This is a genomic window from Streptomyces capitiformicae (assembly GCF_002214185.1).
Classification (GTDB): domain Bacteria; phylum Actinomycetota; class Actinomycetes; order Streptomycetales; family Streptomycetaceae; genus Streptomyces; species Streptomyces capitiformicae.
Genome location: NZ_CP022161.1, coordinates 200,218 through 220,304 on the forward strand (window position 1 = coordinate 200,218; position 20,087 = coordinate 220,304).

25 protein-coding genes are annotated in these 20,087 nt (G+C 70.5%); 14 read left to right on the top strand and 11 right to left on the bottom strand.

From position 1 onward, the window contains the following. Position 1: 1 nt before the first annotated feature. Together CES90_RS00790 and CES90_RS00795 are read left to right on the top strand one after the other, a co-directional pair. Positions 2-1,285 (top strand): cytochrome P450, encoded by a 1,284-nt coding sequence (locus CES90_RS00790; RefSeq protein ID WP_189782019.1) that lies wholly within the window; start codon positions 2-4, stop codon positions 1,283-1,285. A gap of 91 nt (positions 1,286-1,376) precedes the next feature. After that, positions 1,377-1,826, top strand: coding sequence for a nitroreductase family deazaflavin-dependent oxidoreductase (locus tag CES90_RS00795; protein ID WP_189782018.1), 450 nt, complete (start codon positions 1,377-1,379; stop codon positions 1,824-1,826). Between the two features lie 84 nt (positions 1,827-1,910). On the opposite strand, the gene CES90_RS00800 is transcribed toward CES90_RS00795, so the two are convergent. Continuing rightward, positions 1,911-2,831, bottom strand: a complete 921-nt coding sequence (locus CES90_RS00800) for a cation diffusion facilitator family transporter (RefSeq protein ID WP_189782156.1) — start codon at positions 2,829-2,831, stop codon at positions 1,911-1,913. A 234-nt stretch (positions 2,832-3,065) separates the two neighbouring features. Here CES90_RS00800 and CES90_RS00805 point away from each other — a divergent pair, with 234 nt between their 5' ends. Continuing rightward, positions 3,066-4,082, top strand: a complete 1,017-nt coding sequence (locus tag CES90_RS00805; RefSeq protein ID WP_189782017.1) for a glutathione S-transferase family protein — start codon at positions 3,066-3,068, stop codon at positions 4,080-4,082. A gap of 36 nt (positions 4,083-4,118) precedes the next feature. Next, positions 4,119-4,415, top strand: a complete 297-nt coding sequence (locus CES90_RS00810; protein WP_189782016.1) for a DUF4235 domain-containing protein — start codon at positions 4,119-4,121, stop codon at positions 4,413-4,415. A gap of 6 nt (positions 4,416-4,421) precedes the next feature. Here the strand turns inward: CES90_RS00810 and CES90_RS00815 are convergent, their stop codons facing one another. Beyond that, positions 4,422-4,814, bottom strand: a complete 393-nt coding sequence (locus tag CES90_RS00815; protein WP_189782015.1) for a VOC family protein — start codon at positions 4,812-4,814, stop codon at positions 4,422-4,424. A 155-nt stretch (positions 4,815-4,969) separates the two neighbouring features. Here CES90_RS00815 and CES90_RS00820 point away from each other — a divergent pair, with 155 nt between their 5' ends. Further along, positions 4,970-5,332, top strand: a complete 363-nt coding sequence (locus CES90_RS00820; protein WP_189782014.1) for a DUF1304 domain-containing protein — start codon at positions 4,970-4,972, stop codon at positions 5,330-5,332. Then, positions 5,329-5,883 carry a TetR/AcrR family transcriptional regulator gene (locus tag CES90_RS00825; RefSeq protein WP_189782013.1) on the top strand — a complete coding sequence of 185 codons (555 nt, stop codon included), beginning with the start codon at positions 5,329-5,331 and terminating at the stop codon, positions 5,881-5,883. Before CES90_RS00820 ends, CES90_RS00825 begins: the two co-directional genes overlap by 4 nt. Positions 5,884-5,896: 13 nt before the next feature. Here CES90_RS00825 and CES90_RS00830 read toward each other — a convergent pair whose 3' ends face one another. The 3 genes from CES90_RS00830 to CES90_RS00840 form a co-directional block, all read right to left on the bottom strand. Then, entirely contained in the window at positions 5,897-6,763 is an 867-nt protein-coding gene (locus tag CES90_RS00830; protein ID WP_189782012.1) for a hypothetical protein, read from the bottom strand. 122 nt (positions 6,764-6,885) lie between these two features. Next, on the bottom strand, positions 6,886-7,995 hold the full coding sequence (locus CES90_RS00835) for an NAD(P)-dependent alcohol dehydrogenase (RefSeq protein ID WP_189782011.1): 1,110 nt from the start codon (positions 7,993-7,995) through the stop codon (positions 6,886-6,888). A 33-nt stretch (positions 7,996-8,028) separates the two neighbouring features. Continuing rightward, the gene (locus CES90_RS00840; protein WP_189782010.1) at positions 8,029-9,486 is read right to left on the bottom strand and encodes an aldehyde dehydrogenase family protein; all 1,458 of its coding nucleotides are present in this window, start codon (positions 9,484-9,486) and stop codon (positions 8,029-8,031) included. 115 nt (positions 9,487-9,601) lie between these two features. Here CES90_RS00840 and CES90_RS00845 point away from each other — a divergent pair, with 115 nt between their 5' ends. After that, entirely contained in the window at positions 9,602-10,030 is a 429-nt protein-coding gene (locus tag CES90_RS00845) for a MarR family winged helix-turn-helix transcriptional regulator (protein ID WP_189782009.1), read from the top strand. 147 nt (positions 10,031-10,177) lie between these two features. Next, complete coding sequence (locus CES90_RS00850; RefSeq protein ID WP_189782008.1) at positions 10,178-10,561, top strand: anti-sigma factor antagonist; 384 nt, start codon at positions 10,178-10,180, stop codon at positions 10,559-10,561. A gap of 33 nt (positions 10,562-10,594) precedes the next feature. Here CES90_RS00850 and CES90_RS00855 read toward each other — a convergent pair whose 3' ends face one another. Further along, on the bottom strand, positions 10,595-11,548 hold the full coding sequence (locus CES90_RS00855; protein ID WP_189782007.1) for a ribose-phosphate diphosphokinase: 954 nt from the start codon (positions 11,546-11,548) through the stop codon (positions 10,595-10,597). 209 nt (positions 11,549-11,757) lie between these two features. Between CES90_RS00855 and CES90_RS00860 the strand changes: the two genes are divergently transcribed. Next, positions 11,758-12,414 carry a DUF4230 domain-containing protein gene (locus tag CES90_RS00860; RefSeq protein WP_189782006.1) on the top strand — a complete coding sequence of 219 codons (657 nt, stop codon included), beginning with the start codon at positions 11,758-11,760 and terminating at the stop codon, positions 12,412-12,414. A gap of 69 nt (positions 12,415-12,483) precedes the next feature. Here CES90_RS00860 and CES90_RS00865 read toward each other — a convergent pair whose 3' ends face one another. After that, the gene (locus tag CES90_RS00865; protein WP_189782173.1) at positions 12,484-12,990 is read right to left on the bottom strand and encodes a hypothetical protein; all 507 of its coding nucleotides are present in this window, start codon (positions 12,988-12,990) and stop codon (positions 12,484-12,486) included. A gap of 247 nt (positions 12,991-13,237) precedes the next feature. Between CES90_RS00865 and CES90_RS00870 the strand changes: the two genes are divergently transcribed. After that, complete coding sequence (locus tag CES90_RS00870; protein ID WP_189782005.1) at positions 13,238-13,852, top strand: VanZ family protein; 615 nt, start codon at positions 13,238-13,240, stop codon at positions 13,850-13,852. Here CES90_RS00870 and CES90_RS00875 read toward each other — a convergent pair. Next, positions 13,833-14,069, bottom strand: a complete 237-nt coding sequence (locus CES90_RS00875; protein ID WP_189782004.1) for a type 2 periplasmic-binding domain-containing protein — start codon at positions 14,067-14,069, stop codon at positions 13,833-13,835. The two genes, CES90_RS00870 and CES90_RS00875, sit on opposite strands and share 20 nt — an antisense overlap. 116 nt (positions 14,070-14,185) lie before the next feature. Between CES90_RS00875 and CES90_RS00880 the strand changes: the two genes are divergently transcribed. Both CES90_RS00880 and CES90_RS00885 read left to right on the top strand, forming a co-directional pair. Further along, the gene (locus CES90_RS00880; RefSeq protein ID WP_189782003.1) at positions 14,186-15,211 is read left to right on the top strand and encodes a PHP domain-containing protein; all 1,026 of its coding nucleotides are present in this window, start codon (positions 14,186-14,188) and stop codon (positions 15,209-15,211) included. A 1-nt stretch (position 15,212) separates the two neighbouring features. Beyond that, on the top strand, positions 15,213-15,878 hold the full coding sequence (locus CES90_RS00885) for an HAD family hydrolase (protein WP_189782002.1): 666 nt from the start codon (positions 15,213-15,215) through the stop codon (positions 15,876-15,878). A gap of 215 nt (positions 15,879-16,093) precedes the next feature. Here CES90_RS00885 and CES90_RS00890 read toward each other — a convergent pair whose 3' ends face one another. Beyond that, entirely contained in the window at positions 16,094-16,756 is a 663-nt protein-coding gene (locus tag CES90_RS00890; protein ID WP_189782001.1) for a M15 family metallopeptidase, read from the bottom strand. Between the two features lie 184 nt (positions 16,757-16,940). Here CES90_RS00890 and CES90_RS00895 point away from each other — a divergent pair, with 184 nt between their 5' ends. Next, positions 16,941-17,969 carry an SDR family oxidoreductase gene (locus tag CES90_RS00895; RefSeq protein WP_189782000.1) on the top strand — a complete coding sequence of 343 codons (1,029 nt, stop codon included), beginning with the start codon at positions 16,941-16,943 and terminating at the stop codon, positions 17,967-17,969. A 149-nt stretch (positions 17,970-18,118) separates the two neighbouring features. On the opposite strand, the gene CES90_RS00900 is transcribed toward CES90_RS00895, so the two are convergent. Both CES90_RS00900 and CES90_RS00905 read right to left on the bottom strand, forming a co-directional pair. After that, positions 18,119-18,370 (bottom strand): hypothetical protein, encoded by a 252-nt coding sequence (locus CES90_RS00900; protein ID WP_189781999.1) that lies wholly within the window; start codon positions 18,368-18,370, stop codon positions 18,119-18,121. Positions 18,371-18,441: 71 nt separating this feature from the next. Then, positions 18,442-19,416, bottom strand: coding sequence for a phosphotransferase family protein (locus CES90_RS00905; protein WP_189781998.1), 975 nt, complete (start codon positions 19,414-19,416; stop codon positions 18,442-18,444). Positions 19,417-19,584: 168 nt separating this feature from the next. On the opposite strand from CES90_RS00905, the gene CES90_RS00910 reads away from it, so the two are divergent. Next, positions 19,585-20,079 carry an FBP domain-containing protein gene (locus CES90_RS00910; RefSeq protein WP_189781997.1) on the top strand — a complete coding sequence of 165 codons (495 nt, stop codon included), beginning with the start codon at positions 19,585-19,587 and terminating at the stop codon, positions 20,077-20,079. Positions 20,080-20,087: the final 8 nt, after the last annotated feature.

Sequence of the window (20,087 nt, forward strand, 5' to 3'; positions counted from 1 at the left end):
GATGACCGACACCCTCTCCGCCGCCCTGAACGAACCCCTGCCCCTCGAAGACGTCGACCTCGCCGACCTGGACAACTTCACGGACGGCGTCACCCCGTGGCGGATGTTCCACACCCTGCGCCACGAGGACCCGGTGCACTGGCAGCCGGAGGAGGCCCCCAACTCCGGTTTCTGGGCGGTGACCCGGCACGCGGACATCGCCCGTGTGGACCGCGACGCCGAGACCTTCACCTCCACGAGGTTCGTGAACCTCGAAGAGGTCGACGACGACCAGATCAAGAAGCGCGCCTCCATCCTGGAGCTGGACGGCGTCCGCCACCGCGCGCTCCGCAGCGTGATCCAGCGGCAGTTCGGCGCGAACGTCATCAACAGCTACACCGACTTCCTCCGCGGTCTGACCGCGACCACGCTCGACGCGGCCCTCGCCAAGGGCAGCTTCGACTTCGTCGCCGATGTCTCCGCCGACTTCCCCATCAACGTCCTGGCCAGGCTGTTGGACGTGCCGCCGGAGGACAACCAGAAGCTCATCGACTGGGGCAACCGGATCATCGGCAACACCGACCCCGACTACGCCGACGTCCTGCTGCACAGCGCGGAGAGCGAGAAGTACCGCGATCTGCCGTTCCGCTCCCCCGCCTCCCTGGAGGTCTTCGAGTACGGCCGTGAACTGGCCCGGCAGCGGCGCGGCGGCGACGGCGCGGATCTGGTGTCGAAACTGGTCAACACCACCCCGCGCGACGGAGTCCCGCTCTCCGCCCAGGACTTCGACAACTACTTCCTGCTGCTCGTCGTGGCCGGCAACGAGACCACCCGGCACACCATCTCCCACTCCATGCTGGCCCTGCTCCAACACCCCGAGCAGCTCGCCAGGCTCAAGGACGACCCCTCACTGATCCCGGCTGCGGTCGAGGAGTTCCTGCGCTGGGCCTCCCCCGTCTACCACTTCCGCCGCACGGCGACCCGCGATGTCGAACTCGGTGGCAAGCAGGTGAAGGAGGGCGACAAGGTCGTCATGTGGTTCGCCTCCGGCAATCGCGACGAGGAGGTCTTCGGCAACCCGTACGACTTCGACGTCACCCGCACCGACAACGACCACGTCACCTTCGGCAAGGGCAGCCCCCACCTCTGCCTCGGCAATCTGCTCGCCCGGACCGAGATCCGCATCATGTTCGAGGAGCTGATCCCCCGACTCGCGGACATCCGCCTCGCCGGTGATGTGCCCCGCGTCCGCTCCAACTTCGTCAACGGCATCAAGAAGCTCCCGGTCGAGGTGACGTTGGCCTGAGGAGCCGGGGCCCGGCCGGGCGGATGAATCGGCGGGAGACCGGTGTTGAATGCGGGGGACAGCATCTGTACGTGACAGCAAGGGAGTTGTCATGCCTCTTGAGGGCGAATACGTGCCGAGTCCGACGCAGTGGGTGCGCGAGCAGGTCGAGTTGTACGAGAGCTCGGGCGGTACCAAGGGGACGACGCTGAAGGACACGGGTCTGCCCGTCGTGATCCTCACCACGCGCGGCGCCAAGAGCGGCAAGATCCGCAAGACTCCGGTGATGCGGGTGGAGCACGACGGGCAGTACGCGGTCGTGGCCTCGCTGGGCGGTGCGCCCAAGCACCCGGTCTGGTACCACAACCTGAAGTCCGACCCCCATGTCGAACTCCAGGATGGGACCGCACGCCAGGACATGACGGCACGTGAGGTCACGGGCTCCGAGAAGGCCGAGTGGTGGGAGCGTGCGGTCGCCGCGTACCCGCCGTACGACGACTACCAGAAGCGGACCGAACGGGAGATACCCGTCTTCGTGCTGGAGCCGTCGACCGGACAGTGAGCACCTTCTTGTAAGCCGGAGAAAAGCCGGAGAAAAATCTTCGATTCGGTGCGCATGATCCTTCACGCACCGGGCACCCGAGGATCAGGCCCCGCCGCGTTCCCCCGTCGCGGCGGGGCTTTCCGCTGCCCTCCTCGCGGTCCGCGCGTCCGTCACATCGAGGAAGATCTGGTCGGCCTCGGCGACGATGTGCGCGATGGAGCGTTTGATGCGTACGGCGACGTCCTCGACCTGCTCGCTGTCGAGACCGGGGACGAGATCGACGCGGGCGGCCACCAGGGTGGAATCCAGGCCGAGTTGCATGGTCAGCAGCGCCTCGACGCTGTCGATCTCGGGCTGCGCCGCCAGCAGGGCGCGGATCCTGTGGCTGGGTTCGGGATCGGCGGCCCGCCCGATGAGCTGATCGCGGGCGTCCCGGCCGAGCCAGTAGGCGACGTACACGAGGAGCGCCCCGATCGCGAACGAGGCGAGCGCCTCCCAGACGGCCTGCCCCGTCGCCATGTGCAGGGCCATCCCGACGATCGCGAGGGTCACGCCGAGCACCGCGGTGCCGTCCTCGGCGACGACCGTCCTGAGCGCCGGGTCCCGCAGGCCGCCCGGGCCCCCGCCCTGGCGGCGCACCTGATGCAGGGCGCGCAGCAGCGAGGTGCCCTCGGCGAGCAGGGCCACGCCGAGTACGGCGAGGCCGGCCGCGTAGCCGTCGTAGGACTCCTCCGAGCCACCGGTGAGGGCGTGGACCGCCTGGAAGAAGGAGAAGCAGCCGCCCATCACGAAGATGCCGACGGCGGCGAGCAGGGACCAGAAGAACCGTTCCTTGCCGTAGCCGAAGGGGTGTCGGCTGTCGGCGGGGCGGCGGCTGCGGCGCAGTGCGGCGAGGAGGAAGACCTCGTTCATGCTGTCGGCCACCGAGTGCGCGGCCTCCGAGAGCAGGGCCGGTGAGCCCGCGAGCAGTCCGCCGACGGTCTTGGCCACGGCGATCAGGAGGTTCGCGCCGAGGGCGACCAGGACGGTGACGCGGGTCCTGCGGTCGGCTCGCGCCGGTTGGTCCTTGTCCGTTGTCGTCTCCGTGTCCGTGTCGTCTCCGTGTCCGTGTCGTCTCCGTGTCTGCTGTCCGGTGCACCTTCGCCGATTGCCCCGAGCGGTCCCGCTCACACCGTGGGGTGCGCGGAAAACGGGGAACTCTCACCAGTGCGGACGTAGAGAGCAGACGTATCCGGATGGATCGGAAGGGAAGACGCGATGAGCGTCGGCGAGGGGAACGAGCAGTACGGCAGGAAGGCGTTCAAGCGGTCCAAGAGCCACTTCACGGACCGGATCACCGCCGACGGCCGGGACGGCTGGCCTGTGGAGGCGGGCCGCTATCGGCTGGTCGTCAGCCGCGCCTGTCCATGGGCGAGCCGGGCGGTGATCTCCCGGCGGCTGCTCGGCCTGGAGGAGGCGCTGTCGATGGCCGTGGTCGACCCGATCCAGGACGACCGCAGCTGGCGGTTCACCCTGGACCCGGACGACCGCGATCCCGTCCTGGGCATCCGGTTCCTGAAGGAGGCGTACGACGCCCGGGAGCGCGACTACCCCGGGGGTGTCAGCGTCCCGGCGATCGTCGACGTACCCAGCGGCGACCTGGTCACCAACGACTACCAGCGGCTCACGCTCGACCTCGCCACCGAGTGGACGGACCTGCACCGCGCGGGCGCGCCCGACCTGTATCCGGCGGGGCTGCGCGACGAGATCGACGCGGTGATGGCCGAGGTGTACGAGGACGTCAACAACGGTGTGTACCGGGCGGGCTTCGCCACGGGCCAGGAGGAGTACGAGGAGGCTTGCGACGCGGTGTTCCGTCGGCTTCAGGCACTGTCGGAGCGGCTGGCCCGGCGGCGCTATCTCGTCGGCGACACAATCACCGAGGCGGACATCCGGCTGTTCACCACGCTGGTGCGGTTCGACGCCGTCTACCACGGTCACTTCAAGTGCAACCGCTGGAAGCTGGCGGAGGACCGGGTGCTGTGGGCGTACGCCCGTGACCTCTTCCAGACGCCTGGGTTCGGTGACACGGTCGACTTCGACCACATCAAACGGCACTACTACCGGGTGCACACGGGCATCAACCCGACCGGCATCGTGCCGCTCGGCCCCGATCTGTCGGGCTGGCTCACGCCCCACCACCGCGAGGAGCTGGGCGGCCGCCCGTTCGGCGACGGGACGCCGCCGGGGCCGGTGCCCGCCGCGGAGGTCGTGCCCGCGCCAGGGCGTCCCTGAAACGAGCGGAACCACTGTGTGAAGGAGGAGAACCAAGTGGCCAAGAAGAAGAAACTGCCCCTTGCCTACAAGCCTCTGGGCTTCGCTCTCGGCTGGGTGAGCGGGGCGCTCGCCTCGATGGCGTTCCGCGCGACGTGGAAGGCGATCCGCCACGAGGACGACGCGCCCGACGCGCTGGACCGGGATCGCGGCTGGGGCGAGGTGCTGCTCGCCGCCGCCGTGCAGGGCGCGATCTTCGCGGTCGTACGCAGCGCGGTGGACCGCACGGGCGCCAAGGCCATCGAGCGGTCCACCGGGGTGTGGCCGACCGCCGAGAAGGGCGGCCGGGACTGACGTTCCTCAGCCCGACTTGGGTGCCGTGGGGTGTTCGCGGCGCAGCGTGAAGGAATGGCCGGCCGGGTCGGAGTAGCCGCGCTCCTCGAACGGCCCGGTCGGCTCCTTCGTGTCCACCGGGCGCCCACCGAGGGAGACGATCCGCCGCTCGGCCTCGTCGAGGTCCTCGACGTAGAAGTCCAGGTGGGCCTGGAGGGAGTTCTCGGGGCGCGGCCAGCTCGGCGGGGTGGCGTTGACGTCGCGGCGGAAGGCCAGCCGGGTGCCGCAGGCGCCCTGGATCTCGACGCGGTTGGCCGTCGCGTCCGTCTCCTCGGCGTCGAGCAGTTCCGTGTAGAACGCGGCGAGCCTCTCGGGTTCGGCGCAGTCCAGCACCACGAGGCCTGCCTGTACCAGTGCCATGTCTCCTCCGTGGGGTCAGCCATACGTCCCCCCGGGGTACCCCTGCCGGCCGTATCCGACCATCACCGGTAGTTTTCTGGACGACTGTCCAGCTATAGTGGACACCTGCCCAAGAAGTATGCGGAAGCATCGAGTGAACGACGGAGTCCGTTGACATGGAGATAGTGGCGAATGTGCTGGTCGCGCTGGTGGCGGCGCTGCATGTGTACATCCTGGTGATGGAGATGTTCCTGTGGCAGAAGAAGCCGGGGATGGGGTTCCACGGCTTCGACGCGGAGCTGGCTCGGCGCACCGCCTCGATGGCGGCCAACCAGGGCCTCTACAACGGGTTCCTCGCGGCCGGGCTGGTGTGGGGGCTGATCGCCGGTGACCCGACCGGCTTCCGGGTCCAGATCTTCTTCCTGGGCTGCGTGATCGTCGCCGGGGTGTACGGCGCCGCCACCGCCAACCGCCGCATCCTCGTCGCCCAAGCGCTTCCCGGCGCGCTCGCGCTGGCCGCCGTCCTCGCCGCCGGATGACCGTGGAGGACCCCCGGGCCGCCCGCACCCGGGCCAAGCTGCGGGAAGCCCTCCTCGACGAGTGCGCCCGGCGTCCACTGCCCGAGGTCAGCGTGGCCGCGCTGGTCCGCCGGGCGGGGGTCGGCCGGGCCACGTTCTACGTGCACTACTCGGATCTGGAGGCGCTGGCCGTGGACGCCTGCGCCGATGTCGTACGGGAGGCGGTGGAGGCCCTGCACGCGTGGCGTGGCCGGCCCGACCCGGTGCGGGCGCCGGCGGCGCTGCCGGAGTTCTTCGCCGGTCTCGCCCCGCACGCGAGCCTGTACCGCGCCCTGCTGCTCCCCGGAGGCGGCGGCCCGCTCGGCCATGTCCTGCACCGGGACCTGCGTGCCTACAGCCTGCGCGAGCGCGAGCTCGCCGGTGCGGCGGACGCCCCGCTGGTGGCCTCCGCCGTGGCGGCCACCTTCGCGGGCGTCCTCGCCGACTGGCTGCACGGCCTCATCGAGGCCACCCCTCAGGAGATCGCCGACCAGGCCTGGCAGTTGCTGGTCGCGCTGCACCGCAGCCGATGAGCACCGGGCACGGTCAGGCGCAGCCGTGGCCCTTGGCCACCTCGGGCCACACCTCGACGCCGTCGGGGGTGCGCACGTACGCCTTCGACGGGTCGTCCGCGACGAGCCACAGCGCCCGGTCCTCGTAGCGGTACCCGGTGTCACGCGCCTCCTCGGGCATGCGTACGTCGCCGTCGTAGGCGGAGGTGAGCATCCCGTCGGGCAGGACACCCTCGGGGTCTCGGGCGTACCGCCGGGCCTCCTCCTCGGCGTCGCCGCGCCACGACAGGAAGTGGGCCGTCTCCCAGTCGCAGTGTGCGGCGCCCTCGGAGCTGCTCACCGTCGTGGTCGCTACGCGGCGGTCGGCGCGGTCCGTCCAGATCTCGTACCCCTCGGCCTCGGTGTAGCTCGCCGGGAACTCCGCCGGGTCGCAGGAGGCGCTGGTCTCCGGACCCCAACCGGGGCTGCCCTTCTGATCTTTGGCGACGATCACGGCGACCTTGGTCTTCCCGTCGACGTCGTAGGAGAACAGCACCCGGTCCTTCTCCTCGCGCTCGACCCGGTAACCGGACCTCGGGACGTCGGGCACCTCGATGTCGAAGTACGCCTTCAGCCCCTCCTCCGGTGTATCGCCGCCGTCGTTCGCACCCCAACCGCCGGGTCCGCCGCCGCCCGAATAGAGGGGGCCGTCGCACTCCAGTGCCCGTCCGGCCGCGCCGGACTCGATCTCCATCGCCCGCACGCCGTCCGCATCGACGTCCCGGTGCGGCACGTGGAGCGGCCCCTCGTACGGCGTGGCCGGAGGGCTGCCCTCGACCAGCAGACCGCCCTCGGTCCCGCCTCCGCAGCCCACCGCCGCGACCGCCAGCACCGCCGCCGTCGCCACGAGTCCTGCCCGCATCCCCCGCTCCTCACTGTCCGTTCTCCGCCTGCACCGAACGTCCGGTGCCCCTCCTGTGACGTGGGAGGGACCCCGGACGTTCGATGATCGGCGGGGAGGAGGCGTGGTGGATCCGCGGTGGATCAGAACATCAGTACCGGCTTGATGGCCTTGCCGCCGCCCATGTCCGCGGCGGCCTGGTCGATGTTCTCGAACTTGTAGCGGCTGATCAGGCGGTCCAGCGGGAGCTTGCCCGACTTGACCAGGTCGACCAGGACGGGGATGTCGGTCTGGGTCTCGGTGTCGCCGAGGGTGAGGCCGACGACCCGCTTGCCGCCGAGCATGCCGTTGACGTCGAGGGATACCTCGGTGCCGAACGGCGGGGCGCCCACGATGACCAGGGTGCCGCGTGCGGCGAGCGCGTCGACGCCCTTGCGCAGGACGAAGACGCTGCCGGTGGTCTCGACGATGCCGTTGGCTCCCCGGCCGCCGGTCAGCTCCATGAGGGCGGCCGTGATGTCCTCGACCTCGTCCGCGTTCACGGTGTGGGTGGCGCCCAGCTCCAGGGCCAGCTCCAGGCGCTCGGCGACCTTGTCGACGGCGATCACCTGGGTGGCCGGGGTCAGGGCCGCGGCCATCACGGCGGAGAGGCCGACGGCTCCGGAGCCGAGGACGACGACGGTGCTGCCCGCGCCGGGCTCCAGGACGTTCCAGACGGCGCCGACGCCGGTCTGCACACCGCAGCCGAGGGGGGCGATGGCGTCCAGCGGTACGTCCGGGTCGACCTTGACGAGGCTGCGCTCGTCGACCAGGGCGCGCTCGGCGAACGAGGACTGGCCGAAGAAGTGGCCGCCGAGCGGCTCGCCGTCACGGCTGATGGTGCTGGTGCCGTCGGCGCGGCGGCCGCCGATGAGGTTCAGCGGCAGCCAGGTGGCGCAGTACGCGGGGTGCCCGTCGCGGCAGTTGGCGCAGCCGCCGCAGGAGGTGAAGGAGAGGACGACGTGGTCGCCGGGGGCCACACCGGTGACGGCGGAGCCGACGGCCTCCACGACACCCGCTCCCTCGTGGCCGAGGACGCCGGGGAGCGGGAAGGGCAGTCCGCCGCCGGCGACGCCGAGGTCGGTGTGGCAGAGGCCCGTGGCGACCATGCGGACGATCGCCTCGTGGGGGCCGGGCTCGTCGAGGACGACCTCGGAGAGGGTGAAGGGTGCTCCCCCGGACTCGACCACGGCGGCGCGAGTGGTGGTGGACATCGCGGTAACTCCTTTTGTCGGTACGGGGGTTGCTCAGTCGAGGGAGACGACGACGGACTTGACCTTGGTGTAGGACTCCAGGGCCTCGGGGCCGTACTCGCGGCCGAAGCCGGAGGCCTTCACACCGCCGAAGGGGACGGCCGGGTCGAGCATCGCCCAGTCGTTGATCCAGACGATGCCCGCCTGGAGACGGTCGGCGACGCGGTGGGCGCGGGCCAGGTTGGTGGTCTGGACGCCGGAGGCCAGGCCGTACGGCGTGGAGTTGGCGAGCTCGACGGCCTCGTCCTCGGAGTCGAAGGGCTGCACGGTGAGGACCGGGCCGAAGATCTCCTCCTGGACGACGCGGGAGTCGTTGGAGAGGTCGGCGATGACGGTGGGCTTGTAGTAGAAGCCGCCGTTGAGGTCGAGACGCTCGCCGCCACAGACGATGCGGCCGCCCTCCTTGCGGGCCAGCTCGACGTACTCCTCGACCTTCTTCAGGTGCCGCTCCCCCGCCATCGGGCCGATGACGGTCTCGGGCTGCCGCGGGTCACCGAGGGGCACGCCGGGCACGGCGTCGGCGAGGATGCCGACCAGGGTGTCGTAGAGCGGGCGGGCGACGAGCAGGCGGGGGCCGCCCATGCAGAACTGGCCGGTGTTGAAGACGAAGCCCTTGATGACGGCGCCGACGGCCTTCTCGACGTCGGCGTCCTCGAAGACGATGTGCGCCGCGTTGCCGCCGAGTTCCATGGTGACCGGCTTCAGGCTCTCGCCGGCGACGCTCGCCGCGTACCGGCCGGTCGCGGTGGAGCCGGTGAAGGCGATCTTGTCGACGCCCGGGTTGCGCAGCAGGGCCTCGCCCGCGACGGGTCCGGTGCCGGTGACGACGTTGTAGACGCCGTCCGGAACACCGGCCTCCTTCAGCAGGCCCGCCATGTAGAGGGCGCTGAGCGGGGTCTCCTCGGCGGGCTTGTGCACGACCGTGTTGCCGGCCGCGAGCGCGGGGGCGATCTTGCTGCCGGCCAGGATCAGCGGGAAGTTGAACGGGGTGATCGCGCCGACCACGCCGATCGGGCCGCGCTTGGTGTAGGCGTGGCGGTTCAGCGGGACGTCGCGGTTGCCGCCCTCCAGGCTGAAGGCGAGGGAGCCGTAGTACTCGTAGTCGTTGGCCGCGTTGGTCACGTCGACGGCGTGGGCCAGGGTGATCGGCTTGCCGACGTCACGGCTCTCCAGGGCGGCTATGTCGTCGGCGTTCTCCCGTATCAGCTGGGCGACGCGGTGCAGGATCCGGCCGCGCTCCCGGCCGCTCAGCCCGGACCAGGTGCCGCTGTCGAAGGCCTCGCGCGCGGCCTGTACCGCAGCGTCGACGTCGGCCGCGCTCGCTTCCGCGGCGGTCGTGACCACCTGACCCGTGGACGGGTCGATCACGTCGGTGCGTGCCCCGTCAGTCGCCTCGCGCCACTGTCCACCGATGAACAGCCGCCCGGGCTCGCTCTCGAAGGTGGTCGTCATTGCCCACTCCTCAGCTTGATTCAGCCTTGATCGCCAAGTTTTCAACCAACAGGATTCCTGGTGGTTCGCAGTTTCATTACACACAGGTTTCCTGTCAATGCCTTACGCTGACCTCATGGTCGGCACCAAGGCACCCCCCTCCCTCCTCTATATGGTCAAGCAGGTCGAGCTGGTCGTCCGCTCACACCTGGACGAGCTGGTGAAGCCGGCCGGGATCACGGCCCTGCAGTACACGTCCCTCACGGTCCTGGAGCGGCACGACGGCCTGTCGGCCGCACAGCTCGCCCGCGACTCGTTCGTCACCGCCCAGTCCATCGCGGATCTCGTTCGCAGTCTCGAAAACCGCGGACTCGTCCGCCGGGAGCGCAATCCGCGCAACCGGCGCGAGCTGCTGATCCTGCTCACCGACGAGGGGCGCGAGCTGCTCGCCCAGGTCGCCGACCAGGTGCGCGACCTGGAGGAACGCATGATCCGCGACCTCACCGCACACCAGGCCGACCAGTTCCGGAAAGCCCTGTCCAAGGCCTGGCACGCGCTGTCGTAGGAGACCCCGCGAAAAACTCCGGACAGGATGCCGAAGAAATCGAAGACATATGTCAATCGAACATGCTCAAATTCACTCTGACGGGGGTAACTTGCAGGGCGGGGACGGGATTTGGCCTCACGCGGGCCGGTTGGAGGGGATGCCGTCGTGTCGAACGACCCCACACCGCCCACGACCGGGTATCTGCGGGTCCACACGGACCGCGGTCGCACCGTGCTCGAACTGCACGGCGAGATCGACATCGCCGCGGCGGTGGAGATCATTCCGCATCTGGACGCGGTGACGGGCCGTCGTGACGCCCGGGTCGTGATCGACCTGCGCCACGTCGAGTTCTTCGACTGCTCCGGCCTGCGCCTGCTCTACCGCGCCCGGCAGCGGGTCCTCGACCGCGGCGGCGAACTGCGCCTGGTCTGCACGCACCCGCTCACCCTGCGCGTACTGAAGGTGACCGGCCTGTCCCGCCTGCTGCCGCCCGCCCCGACACTGGACGCGGCCCTGGAACAGCCCGAGGCCACGTCCCACACGTTATGACCCACTACCCCGGCGGGCTCTGCGGCATCGGGTTCATTCGCCGGGCGGCGCGTCGAACAGGGCGCTGACGGACTCGCCGTTGTGAATGCGGCGCACGGCCTCGGCCAGGGCGGGGGCGATGGAGAGGATCTTGAGCTTCTCGGTGCGCTCCTCGACCGGGACCGGCACGGTGTTGGTGCACACGATCTCCAGGACGTCGGGCTGTTCACTGAGCCGCTTCAGGGCGCCCGCCGCGAAGAGTCCGTGGGTGCAGGCCACCCGGATCGAGCGCGGCCCCAACTCCCGCAGCCGCTGCAGGAGTTCGATGACCGTGCTGCCCTTGGCGATCTCGTCGTCGAGGACGATGACGTCCCGGCCCGCCACCTCGCCGATGACCGAGCTGATGCTCACCCGGTCGTCCGCGAACCGCTGCTTGGCGCCCGCGGCCACCTGCGCGCCGATCATCCGCGCGAACGCCGCCGCCTCCTTGGCGTTGCCGAGGTCCGGCGAGACGACCGTCGTCCGGGCCAGGTCGTACTGACGGAAGTGCGCGGCCAGTTCACGCAGCGCGTGCAGATGGTCGACCGGCACCGTGAAGAAGCCGTGCACCTGCGGCGAGTGCAGCGTCATGGCGAGTACGCGACTGGCACCGGCCGAGACCAGCAGGTCGGCCACGAGGCGGCCGCCGATGGAGATGCGCGGGGCGTCCTTCTTGTCGGAGCGGGCGTACGAGTAGTGCGGCATGACCACGGTGATCCGGCCCGCGGAGGCGCCGCGCGCCGCGTCGCACATCAGCAGCAGTTCGACGAGATGCTCCTGCACCGGCGCGACCAACGGCTGGATCAGGAACACGTCCCGTTCCCGGCAGTTGGCCTGGAGCTGTACCTCCAGACAGTCGTTGGCGAACCGGCTCACCCGGGACGGGCTCAGCGGCACCCCGAGGTGCGCGCAGACCTCGTCCGCGAGTTCGGGATGGGCGCTGCCGGTGAAGACGGCGATGTCACGCACGGTCGGCTCCTCGTATGAACATGATCATTACGGGTTGCGCGGCTCATGCTACTGGCCGGCACTCGTACGCCGATTCGGTACGGTGACCTGGACGGCTTGGCCTCCAGGCCTGCGTCCAGCCCTACGGCGAAGTGTGGACAAACACCCAACTCGGCGTTCTTCCAAGGAGTTTGAGGGCATTCGTTGAAAGAGGAAGGAGGGCCGTCGACATGACGACGTCCATCAAGCGCACGCGAGTGCCCGGCTGGGCCAAACTGCTCACCGCCGTGATCATCCTCATAGTGGTGTTGCTGGCCGCGCTGCGGATGCTGGTGTTCGGAGGGCTGGACGACGTGTTCGGCACCGAGGAACACGACCGCTCGGGGCCCACACTGCTCAAGTCCATCCAGGACATGAGCCGCTACGACGCCGCCTCCGGCAACTTCCAGGTGGTCGTCGACCTGGAGAAGGACGCCAAGTACCTGCCGGACGCGATCCGCGGCACCCGCACGCTCTACGTCGGCGCGGGCACCGTCGACGCCTACGTCGACCTCGGCAAGGTCGGCGAGAACGATGTGAAGGTCAACGAGGACCGGACGTCGGCCACCCTCAACCTCCCCCACGCCCAGTTGGGCAAGCCCGCCCTCGACACCGAGCACTCCTACGCCGTCTCCAAGCAGCGCGGTCTGCTCGACCGCCTCGGCGACCTGTTCTCCGACAACCCCAACGGTGAACAGGCCGTCCAGCGCCTCGCGGTCAAGCACATCGGCGACGCGGCGAAGCAGAGCCAGCTCACGGACCGCGCCGAAGCCAACACCACCGACATGCTCGAAGGCCTGCTGAAGTCCCTCGGCTTCAAGGAGGTGAAGGTGACGTTCGGCGCCTGATGGACGACTCCTGGCCTACGGGGCCTGACGAGCCATCAAGGGCGTCAGCCGCCCAGCGCCCCGGCAGCGTCAGCACCCCCAGCAGGGTGGCCCCCGCCAGGAGCCAGGCCACGTAGTCGCCGATGTGGCCGGACTGCAGGCGGCGCAGCGCCAGGATCCGGCCCGGCTCGGGCAGGACCGGGTCGCGGCGAGGACCGCGAGCGCGGCGGCGAGCAGCGCCGAGACACAGCCGAGCAGGACACCCAAGGGGGTCCAGTGCGGCGGCGGGGCCATCGCTCCCCCGGAGCCGGCCCCTGGGTCGCCCCCGCCGGCCGCCTCGGCCCCGTGCACGGCGTGGCCCACCACCTCGGCGATGCCCCGCAGCACACCGACGGCCAGCGCACCGGCGAGAAGGACCGCGGCGACCGCCGTCATCGTGTCGGGCACCCGGCGGAGCCGACGAACCGCGGCCGCCGCGGCGGCGCCCACGACGAGCTCCAGCGCGTCCACGGCGGTGATGAGAACCAGCCACAGCACGGCGAGCGCGGCCCACCACGCCAGGAGTTCCAGCGCGGGCAGGGTGGACGGTCGCGTCATACGTCGGGTTCATACGTCGGGTTCATACGTCACCTCCGCACACGTCCGCGCCTCCCCGCTCCCGGGCGACGCCCCGGCATCCCCCGAACGCGGGCGGCCCTGGTCGGTTCTCCGCCCCAAGTGCCGCCGACGGGCGCGGGGCAACCGTCCGAGACGGTCCGGCGGCGGCTCGTGCGGGCGGGAATTTCGGTTGCTCCTCACGGGTAACCACCTTGGGACAAAGGGAAGTTGAAACTGGGAGGGTTGCATGGCCCGTACCACGTCACGTTCCCGATCCACGACCTCCGGGCGCCGCTCGTCGGCGGCACCACGCGGCCGCCGACCACTTCCGCTGCCCGTACGACTGCTGGTGATGGCACTGGCCTTCGCGGCCATGGTGGTGTTCGGCGCGGTGCTCGCCGGACTCACCCTCCAGCCGTCCCCGGCGTCGGAAGCCCTCACCCACAGCAACCTGCGACCCGGCAGTTCCCTGGAGCTCTACTGGCACCACCCCTCACCACGCGACGCACTCAAGCAGATCGGCGGGAACGTCCTGCTCGGCGTGCCCTTCGGGATCCTGCTGCCGGTACTGGCGCCCGGCGCACGCGGGCTGTTGCGGGTGCCCGCGCTGACCGCACTGATGATGCTGCTGGTGGAACTGGTGCAGGGCGCGGTCGTCACGGGCCGCGCGTTCGACATCGACGACGTCATCCTCAACACCACGGGGGCACTGCTGGGTTACCTGCTGCTGGGGCGACGGCTCGGACGGGCCGTGCACGTACCACCGGGCGCCGCCCCGGCCCAGCGGAAAGCACCGCGTGGCGGCCTCGCCGGGCGCCTGCGCGGAATCCGCCGCAAGGGCGCTAGTGCAGCGTCCAAGTGAACTTGTCGCCGCCCACCCAACGCACCTGATCGGGGTCGTCGAGGTCGTGGACGGCGATCCCGTACGCCGCCGCGGCTTCCAGCACGTCCGTCATCGCCTTCGCCTCGCCGACCACCTGGCCGTCGATCTCCACGATCCGGAACGGCGGCGTACCCGGCTGCACCCCGAGCACCATGACCCGGGGGTGGGAAATGTAGGGGCTCGCGATTTCCGTCATGTCTAGAGCGTAGAGCGGTTCAGCGGTGTGTGGCCGGGCGGGGTCCGGCCGGATGAGTCCGGGTGTGCGGGTACCCGGCGACTGGGTGACGCTGGAGACCGGAGGCTGGAGGTGGCATGGATCCCGTCGAGGCCCTGGACCGCATCGCTTTCCTACTGGAGCGGGACCGGGCGCCCACCTATCGCGTACGGGCGTTCCGTACGGCCTCCGCCGTGCTGGGCGCCATGCCCGCGGACGAGGTGGCCGAGCGGGCGGCCACGGGATCACTGGAGAAGCTGAAGGGGATCGGGCCGAAGACCGCGAAGGTGGTGCGGGAGGCGCTGGCCGGGCAGGTGCCGGACTATCTGCGGAAGCTCGAATCGGAGGCCGAGACCCCGCTCGCCGATCGGGGTGACCGGTTGATGGCCCTGATCAGGGGCGACTGCCATGTGCACTCCGACTGGTCGGACGGCGGCAGCGGAATCGAGGAGATGGGCCGGGCCGCCGCGCGCCTCGGCCACGAGTGGACGGTGCTCACCGATCACTCGCCCCACCTGACCGTCGCCCGTGGGCTGTCCTCGGACCGGCTGCGCGAGCAACTCGACGTGGTGGCCGCGCTCAACGAACAGTGGGCGCCGTTCCGGCTGCTCACCGGTATCGAGTGCGACATCCTCGACGACGGCTCGCTGGACCAGGAACCCGAGCTGCTGGACCGGCTCGATGTGGTCGTGGTGTCCGTGCACTCCAAGCTGCGGATGGACGCCCGTGCGATGACCCGTCGTATGGTCGCCGCCGTTCGCGACCCGCACTCCGATGTGCTCGGCCACTGCACGGGGCGGCTCGTCAGCGGACGTGGGCGGCCCGAGTCGGAGTTCGACGCGGACGCGGTGTTCTCGGCGTGCGCGGAGACCGGGACGGCCGTGGAGATCAACTCCCGGCCCGAGCGGCTCGATCCGCCTCGACGGCTGCTGCGGCAGGCCATGGAGGCGGGGGTGCTGTTCTCGATCGACACGGACGCGCATGCCCCCGGACAGCTGACCTGGCAGATCCATGGGTGTGCCCGGGCGGAGGAGTGCGGGGTGCCGGCGGAGCGGGTGGTGACTACGTGGGGGGTGGAGGAGGTACTGGGGTGGGCGCGGGAGAGGGAGAGGGAGAGGGTGTGACATGGCGCGGGCTGCTGTCTTCGACGTCGACGGGACGCTTGTCGATACCAACCATCTGCATGTGGTCGCCTGGTGGGAGGCGTTTCGGCAGGGTGGGCATCATGTGGCGATGCATGACATCCATCGGGCGGTGGGGCTTCCGTCGGGTGATCTGATCACGCATCTGCTGGGTGAGGAGATCGACCCGGACGAGACGGACGCCCTCAGTGCCGCGCATAAGAGTCTGTACGGGACGTACTTCGATCGGCTGCCCGCGCTGCCCGAGGCGGGGCGGTTGCTGCGCCGGCTCGACGGTCAGGGGTGGAGTGTGGTGCTGGCCACGTCGGCCGGTGGGTCGGAGCTGTCCGCGCTGCGTCGTGCGATCGGGGCGGACGACGCCATCGCGGCCACCGCGAGCGCCGACGACGTGGCCGAGGGCAAGCCCGCGCCCGACCCGGTCGAGCACGCGCTGGAGCTGGTCGGGGCGTCTCCCCAGCGATCGGTGTTCGTCGGCGACACGGTCTGGGACATGCGGGCCGGCGTCCGGGCGGGAGTGCGCTGTGTGGCGGTGCTCTGTGGTGGCATTCCGCGCGCCGAGCTCGAGGCGGCCGGTGCGGAGGCGGTGTTCCGGAATCCGGCGCATCTGCTGGCCACGCTGGCGGAGAGCCCACTGGGGCGGACGGAATGACCTGGTGAGGGCAGCTGTGGGCGACCTCGGACGGCGTGACGCAGATCACCGGCATTGTCCCGATCCGGAAGGAACAGTCGCTGGTACTTTCCCGTTGAACGAAGCGTGGGTGTGGAGGGGACGCGGAGCGCCCCACCTCCCCCGCCACAGACTGCCCCGACCGTGATTCCCCCGTCCGGTCGGGGCTTCTCTTTGCGCCAGACTCCGTCCTCGCGTCAGGCTCGGTCCGCGCGTTCCCGCGGGCCGTAGAGCGCGGCCGGTGCTCCCGTCATCAGGGCCCAGTAGCGGTCGCCGTACGACCAGTGCCACCACTCAGTGGGGTAGTTGACCAGGCCGACCGCGGTGAGGGCGGCGCCGAGTGTCTCGCGGTGGGCGCGGGCCTCGGGGGTGATGTTCTCGGCGCCCGTGAAGCAGGCGCCGGAGCTCTCCTCGGGGCTGGCGTTGACCCGGGTGCCGAAGTCGAGTTCGTGGCCGTCGGCGTCGACGAGGGTCAGGTCCACGGCGGCGCCCGCCGAGTGCGGGGCGATCTCGGGCGGGGAGACATAGCGGCTGGCCGCCGTGCGTATGCGGTCGGCGTCCCAGTCGGGGTGCAGGGCCCGCATCTCGGACGCGTACTCCTCGAAGTACGCGCGCTGCAGGGACGGCGGCCGGTACCCCTCGACGAACAGCAGGCGCAACCCGTTCGGCAGCAGCGACTGGGCCTTGACCAGCCGGTCGAGCACGCCCGCGCGCAGATGGGCGAAGGCCCCCGTGGCATCGGTCTTGCGCGCGTCGACCAGCAGCGGGCTGTCCCCGCGTACGTCGACGAGCGGCTCGTCGACGTCGTGGACGGGGACGGCCGCCACCTTCGGGTCGGACATCAGGATGATCTCGGTCATGGGGTGATCTTCTCGTGGGCGCGGCCTGTTTCCGCCGGGATCGACCAAGTGGCTGTTGACCGAGCGACTGTTCACCAAGTGACCACCGGGTGACGGCCGAACCCCGGGCGGATGTCGCGTGTATCCGCCCGGCGCGGGTATTCGTGGGCGGCCCCGAGGATGCGCAGCGCGAGAGGAGCCGACCATGAGCGAGGAAGCCGGCCGCAGGATCGTGATCACTGGCGCCACCGGCAATGTCGGGACGAGCCTGGTGCGTCTGCTCACGGAGGACGCGCAGATCGGTCAGGTGCGAGGACTGGCCCGTCGGGTTCCCGAGTGGACGCCCGCGAAGACGGAGTGGTCGGCCGTGGACCTCGGGTCCGAGGGCGCCGACCTGGTGAAGGAGTTCGAGGGGGCGGACGCGGTCGTCCATCTCGCCTGGGCGTTCCAGCCGACGCACGATCCGGCCGTGACCTGGCGGACCAATGTGCTGGGCGGCATCCGGGTCTTCGGGGCGGTGGCGGCGGCGAAGGTCCCGACGCTGGTGCACGCCTCGTCGGTCGGCGCGTACTCACCGGGTCCGAAGGATCACGCGGTCGAGGAGTCATGGCCCACGCACGGCTGGCCGGGCGCCGCGTACTGCCGGGAGAAGGCCTATCTGGAGCGTGCCCTGGACTCCTTCGAGTACGAGCATCCGGGGGTCAGGGTGGTGCGGATGCGGCCCGCGTTCCTGTTCAAGCGGGAGTCGGCGAGCGAGCAGCGGCGTATCTTCGGCGGGCGTTTCCTGCCGGGGCCGCTGATGCGTCCCGAGTTGCTGCCGTTCATGCCGGACATCCCCGGCCTGAAGGTGCAGGCCCTGCACACCGATGACGCCGCCCAGGCGTACCGGCTGGCGCTGCACACCGATGTGCACGGCGCCTTCAACCTCGCGGCGGAGCCGCCGGTGGACGCGGGGCTGCTCGGCGAGATGCTGGGCTCCCGTCCGCTGCGGATGCCGCGGGTCGCGGCGCGGTCCGCGGTCGCCGCCGCATGGAACCTCCGGCTGCTGCCCGCCTCCCCGCATCTCTTCGACGCCGTACTGCGGCTGCCGCTGATGGACTGCACCAAGGCCCGCGCCGAACTGGGCTGGCGGCCCGAGCGCACGGCGGTGGAGGTGCTAGAGGAGTTCCTGGAGGGGCTGCGGCAGGGGGCCGGGGCGGACACGGAGCCGCTTCGGGGGCGGAAGGTGGGGTGAGGGCGACCGGCGGACGCGCCCTGTGCCCCGCATGCGTCCCCGGCCGGCAGGACGGCGCCTCCCCGGGTCCCACCGGGGAGGCGCCGAGTTCTTGGGCGGCCGGAAGGCTGCCAGATCCCCAGGTCAGCCGGACGGCTCGTCTCCCCAGGTCAGCCGGACGGCTCGTCCGGGACCGGCTGCTCGGGGTTGACGGCGGCCGACTGGGCTGCGCCCTGCCTACCGGTGCCCGCCTCGTCCGTGTCGGGCACATCGGTGGCGGGCTCGCCGTCCTCCTCGTCGTCGGAGCCCCGCGTCGGAGCGACCTCCCACGGGTCGTCGCCCTCGTTCGCCTGCTGGTCGGGCAGATCCCTGGGGACGGGGTCACCGTTCTCGCCGGGAGCCTCCAGTCGGTGATCGGTCACGGCGTGCTCCCTTCCTGATCGTGCGCCGGGAGCGGGTACCTCGACCCGATCGGCTCAAACCACGGGCCCGGTCAGTCGCCCTCGGTCAACTCGTCGAGGGCCGCCGTCAGCTGTGGCGCCACCTGCTCCCGCCGCCAGGCGAGGTGCCCGTCGTCCAAGCCGCGCGGCACCGACTCGATCAGCATGATCAGGTAGAGGTAGCTGCGGTAGAGGGCGTACCGCCGCCGGGCCGACGCGGTGAACTCGACCTCCCCGCCTGCCTCCTGATAACCCGCCAGGAAGTCCTCGTCCCGACGGATGTCACCCAGCAGCGCGAGCGAGACGAAGTCCGCGATCGGGTCGCCCCAGAACATGCGCTCGCCGTCGATCAGACCGCCCACCCGCACGGACTCCCCGCGCTCCACGAGGATGTTGCCGTCCCACAGGTCGAAGTGGACCAGACTCGGCACGGTCACGTCGTCGAGGCAGTCGTACGCGGCCTTCGCCGTACGGGCCACCTCGTCCACGGGCCGGGGCAGCCAGGCCCGGTAGCGGCGGGCGTCGGCCAGCAGGGCGTCGTACATGGCGGTGAAGGCGGTGCGCCAGTCGGGGGTCAGGGGGCCGAAGGTCTGGGACGGGTAACCGAAGCCGGGGCCCGTCACCCGGTGGAGCCGGGCCACCAGTCCGCCCAGCTCCCGCCGCAGCGCGGCCGCTTGGGCCGCCTCCAGGTCCTCCCACCCGGCGCCCGGGCAGTACGTCAGCAGAAGGTGGCGGCCGGTGGGCGCGCTGTCGCCGAGGGCGGCCCCGACCACGCGTGGCGCGGGGACTCCCACCGTCTCGGCGGCTCGGCAGAACTCGGCCTCGGCGCCCAGCAGTTCACTTTCGTAGGCCAAGCCGGGAGTGGTCGGAAGCGGGGGGATCTTGAGGACGAGGCGGGTGCCGTCGGTGAGGCTCAGTTCCTCGACGGTGTTGTACGTGCCACCGCCGAGCGACCGCCGCTCGGTGAGGCTCTCCGGCGGCAGTCCCGCCGCCGCGAGGACCAGCCGAGCCCGCTCCCAGTCGTCCACCACAGTCCCCCTCTGCCATAAACCGGTGTGCGGGCCACTCTACGAAAACCTGTGGATGAAAACCTGTGGATGAAAACCTGTGGTCCCTTCACCAGATCGCCTATTACCTTAGGTTCGAACCTAGAGTTCCTAGGTTTCGCCCATAGCTCTTATCCCTGGAGGACCACCATGAAGCCGCTCACCGAGCAGGACATCCGCACCTCGTTCATCAACTGCTCCAAGGGCGAGGCCAAGCGGATCTCCCTGCCGCGCGACCTGGACCGACGCCCTTGGGACGACCTGGACTTCCTGGGCTGGCGAGACCCGGGCGCGCCCGATCGCAGCTATCTCGTCACCGAACGCGCCGACGGGCTCGTCGGCGTCACCCTGCGCTTCCCGTCCGGACAGCGCGGCTTCCTGCACCGCAGCATGTGCTCGCTGTGCCTCACGACGCACCGGGGCAACGGGGTCTCGCTGATGACGGCCCGCAAGGCGGGCGCGGCCGGGCGCGAGGGGAACTCGGTGGGCGTCTACATGTGCGCCGACCTGGCGTGTTCCCTGTACGTACGCGGCAAGAAGGCCCTCGACTCCGGGAGCCGTTTCGAGGAGAGCCTCACGACGGAGGAGCAGATCGCGCGGACGGTGGGCCATCTGTCCGCCTTCCTGGAGAAGCTGTACGCCTGAGCCCCGCC

Excerpts from the sequence above, each read along its gene's own strand:
- CES90_RS00880 (WP_189782003.1), top strand. The coding sequence starts at position 14,186 with ATGGATCCCGTCGAGGCCCTGGACCGCATCGCTTTCCTACTGGAGCGG.
- CES90_RS00910 (WP_189781997.1), top strand. The coding sequence starts at position 19,585 with ATGAAGCCGCTCACCGAGCAGGACATCCGCACCTCGTTCATCAACTGC.
- CES90_RS00885 (WP_189782002.1), top strand. The coding sequence starts at position 15,213 with ATGGCGCGGGCTGCTGTCTTCGACGTCGACGGGACGCTTGTCGATACC.
- CES90_RS00870 (WP_189782005.1), top strand. The coding sequence starts at position 13,238 with ATGGCCCGTACCACGTCACGTTCCCGATCCACGACCTCCGGGCGCCGC.
- CES90_RS00820 (WP_189782014.1), top strand. The coding sequence starts at position 4,970 with ATGGAGATAGTGGCGAATGTGCTGGTCGCGCTGGTGGCGGCGCTGCAT.
- CES90_RS00795 (WP_189782018.1), top strand. The coding sequence starts at position 1,377 with ATGCCTCTTGAGGGCGAATACGTGCCGAGTCCGACGCAGTGGGTGCGC.
- CES90_RS00805 (WP_189782017.1), top strand. The coding sequence starts at position 3,066 with ATGAGCGTCGGCGAGGGGAACGAGCAGTACGGCAGGAAGGCGTTCAAG.
- CES90_RS00835 (WP_189782011.1), bottom strand. The coding sequence starts at position 7,995 with ATGTCCACCACCACTCGCGCCGCCGTGGTCGAGTCCGGGGGAGCACCC.
- CES90_RS00840 (WP_189782010.1), bottom strand. The coding sequence starts at position 9,486 with ATGACGACCACCTTCGAGAGCGAGCCCGGGCGGCTGTTCATCGGTGGA.
- CES90_RS00860 (WP_189782006.1), top strand. The coding sequence starts at position 11,758 with ATGACGACGTCCATCAAGCGCACGCGAGTGCCCGGCTGGGCCAAACTG.
- CES90_RS00865 (WP_189782173.1), bottom strand. The coding sequence starts at position 12,990 with ATGACGCGACCGTCCACCCTGCCCGCGCTGGAACTCCTGGCGTGGTGG.
- CES90_RS00825 (WP_189782013.1), top strand. The coding sequence starts at position 5,329 with ATGACCGTGGAGGACCCCCGGGCCGCCCGCACCCGGGCCAAGCTGCGG.
- CES90_RS00830 (WP_189782012.1), bottom strand. The coding sequence starts at position 6,763 with ATGCGGGCAGGACTCGTGGCGACGGCGGCGGTGCTGGCGGTCGCGGCG.
- CES90_RS00815 (WP_189782015.1), bottom strand. The coding sequence starts at position 4,814 with ATGGCACTGGTACAGGCAGGCCTCGTGGTGCTGGACTGCGCCGAACCC.
- CES90_RS00875 (WP_189782004.1), bottom strand. The coding sequence starts at position 14,069 with ATGACGGAAATCGCGAGCCCCTACATTTCCCACCCCCGGGTCATGGTG.
- CES90_RS00890 (WP_189782001.1), bottom strand. The coding sequence starts at position 16,756 with ATGACCGAGATCATCCTGATGTCCGACCCGAAGGTGGCGGCCGTCCCC.
- CES90_RS00895 (WP_189782000.1), top strand. The coding sequence starts at position 16,941 with ATGAGCGAGGAAGCCGGCCGCAGGATCGTGATCACTGGCGCCACCGGC.
- CES90_RS00845 (WP_189782009.1), top strand. The coding sequence starts at position 9,602 with ATGGTCGGCACCAAGGCACCCCCCTCCCTCCTCTATATGGTCAAGCAG.
- CES90_RS00790 (WP_189782019.1), top strand. The coding sequence starts at position 2 with ATGACCGACACCCTCTCCGCCGCCCTGAACGAACCCCTGCCCCTCGAA.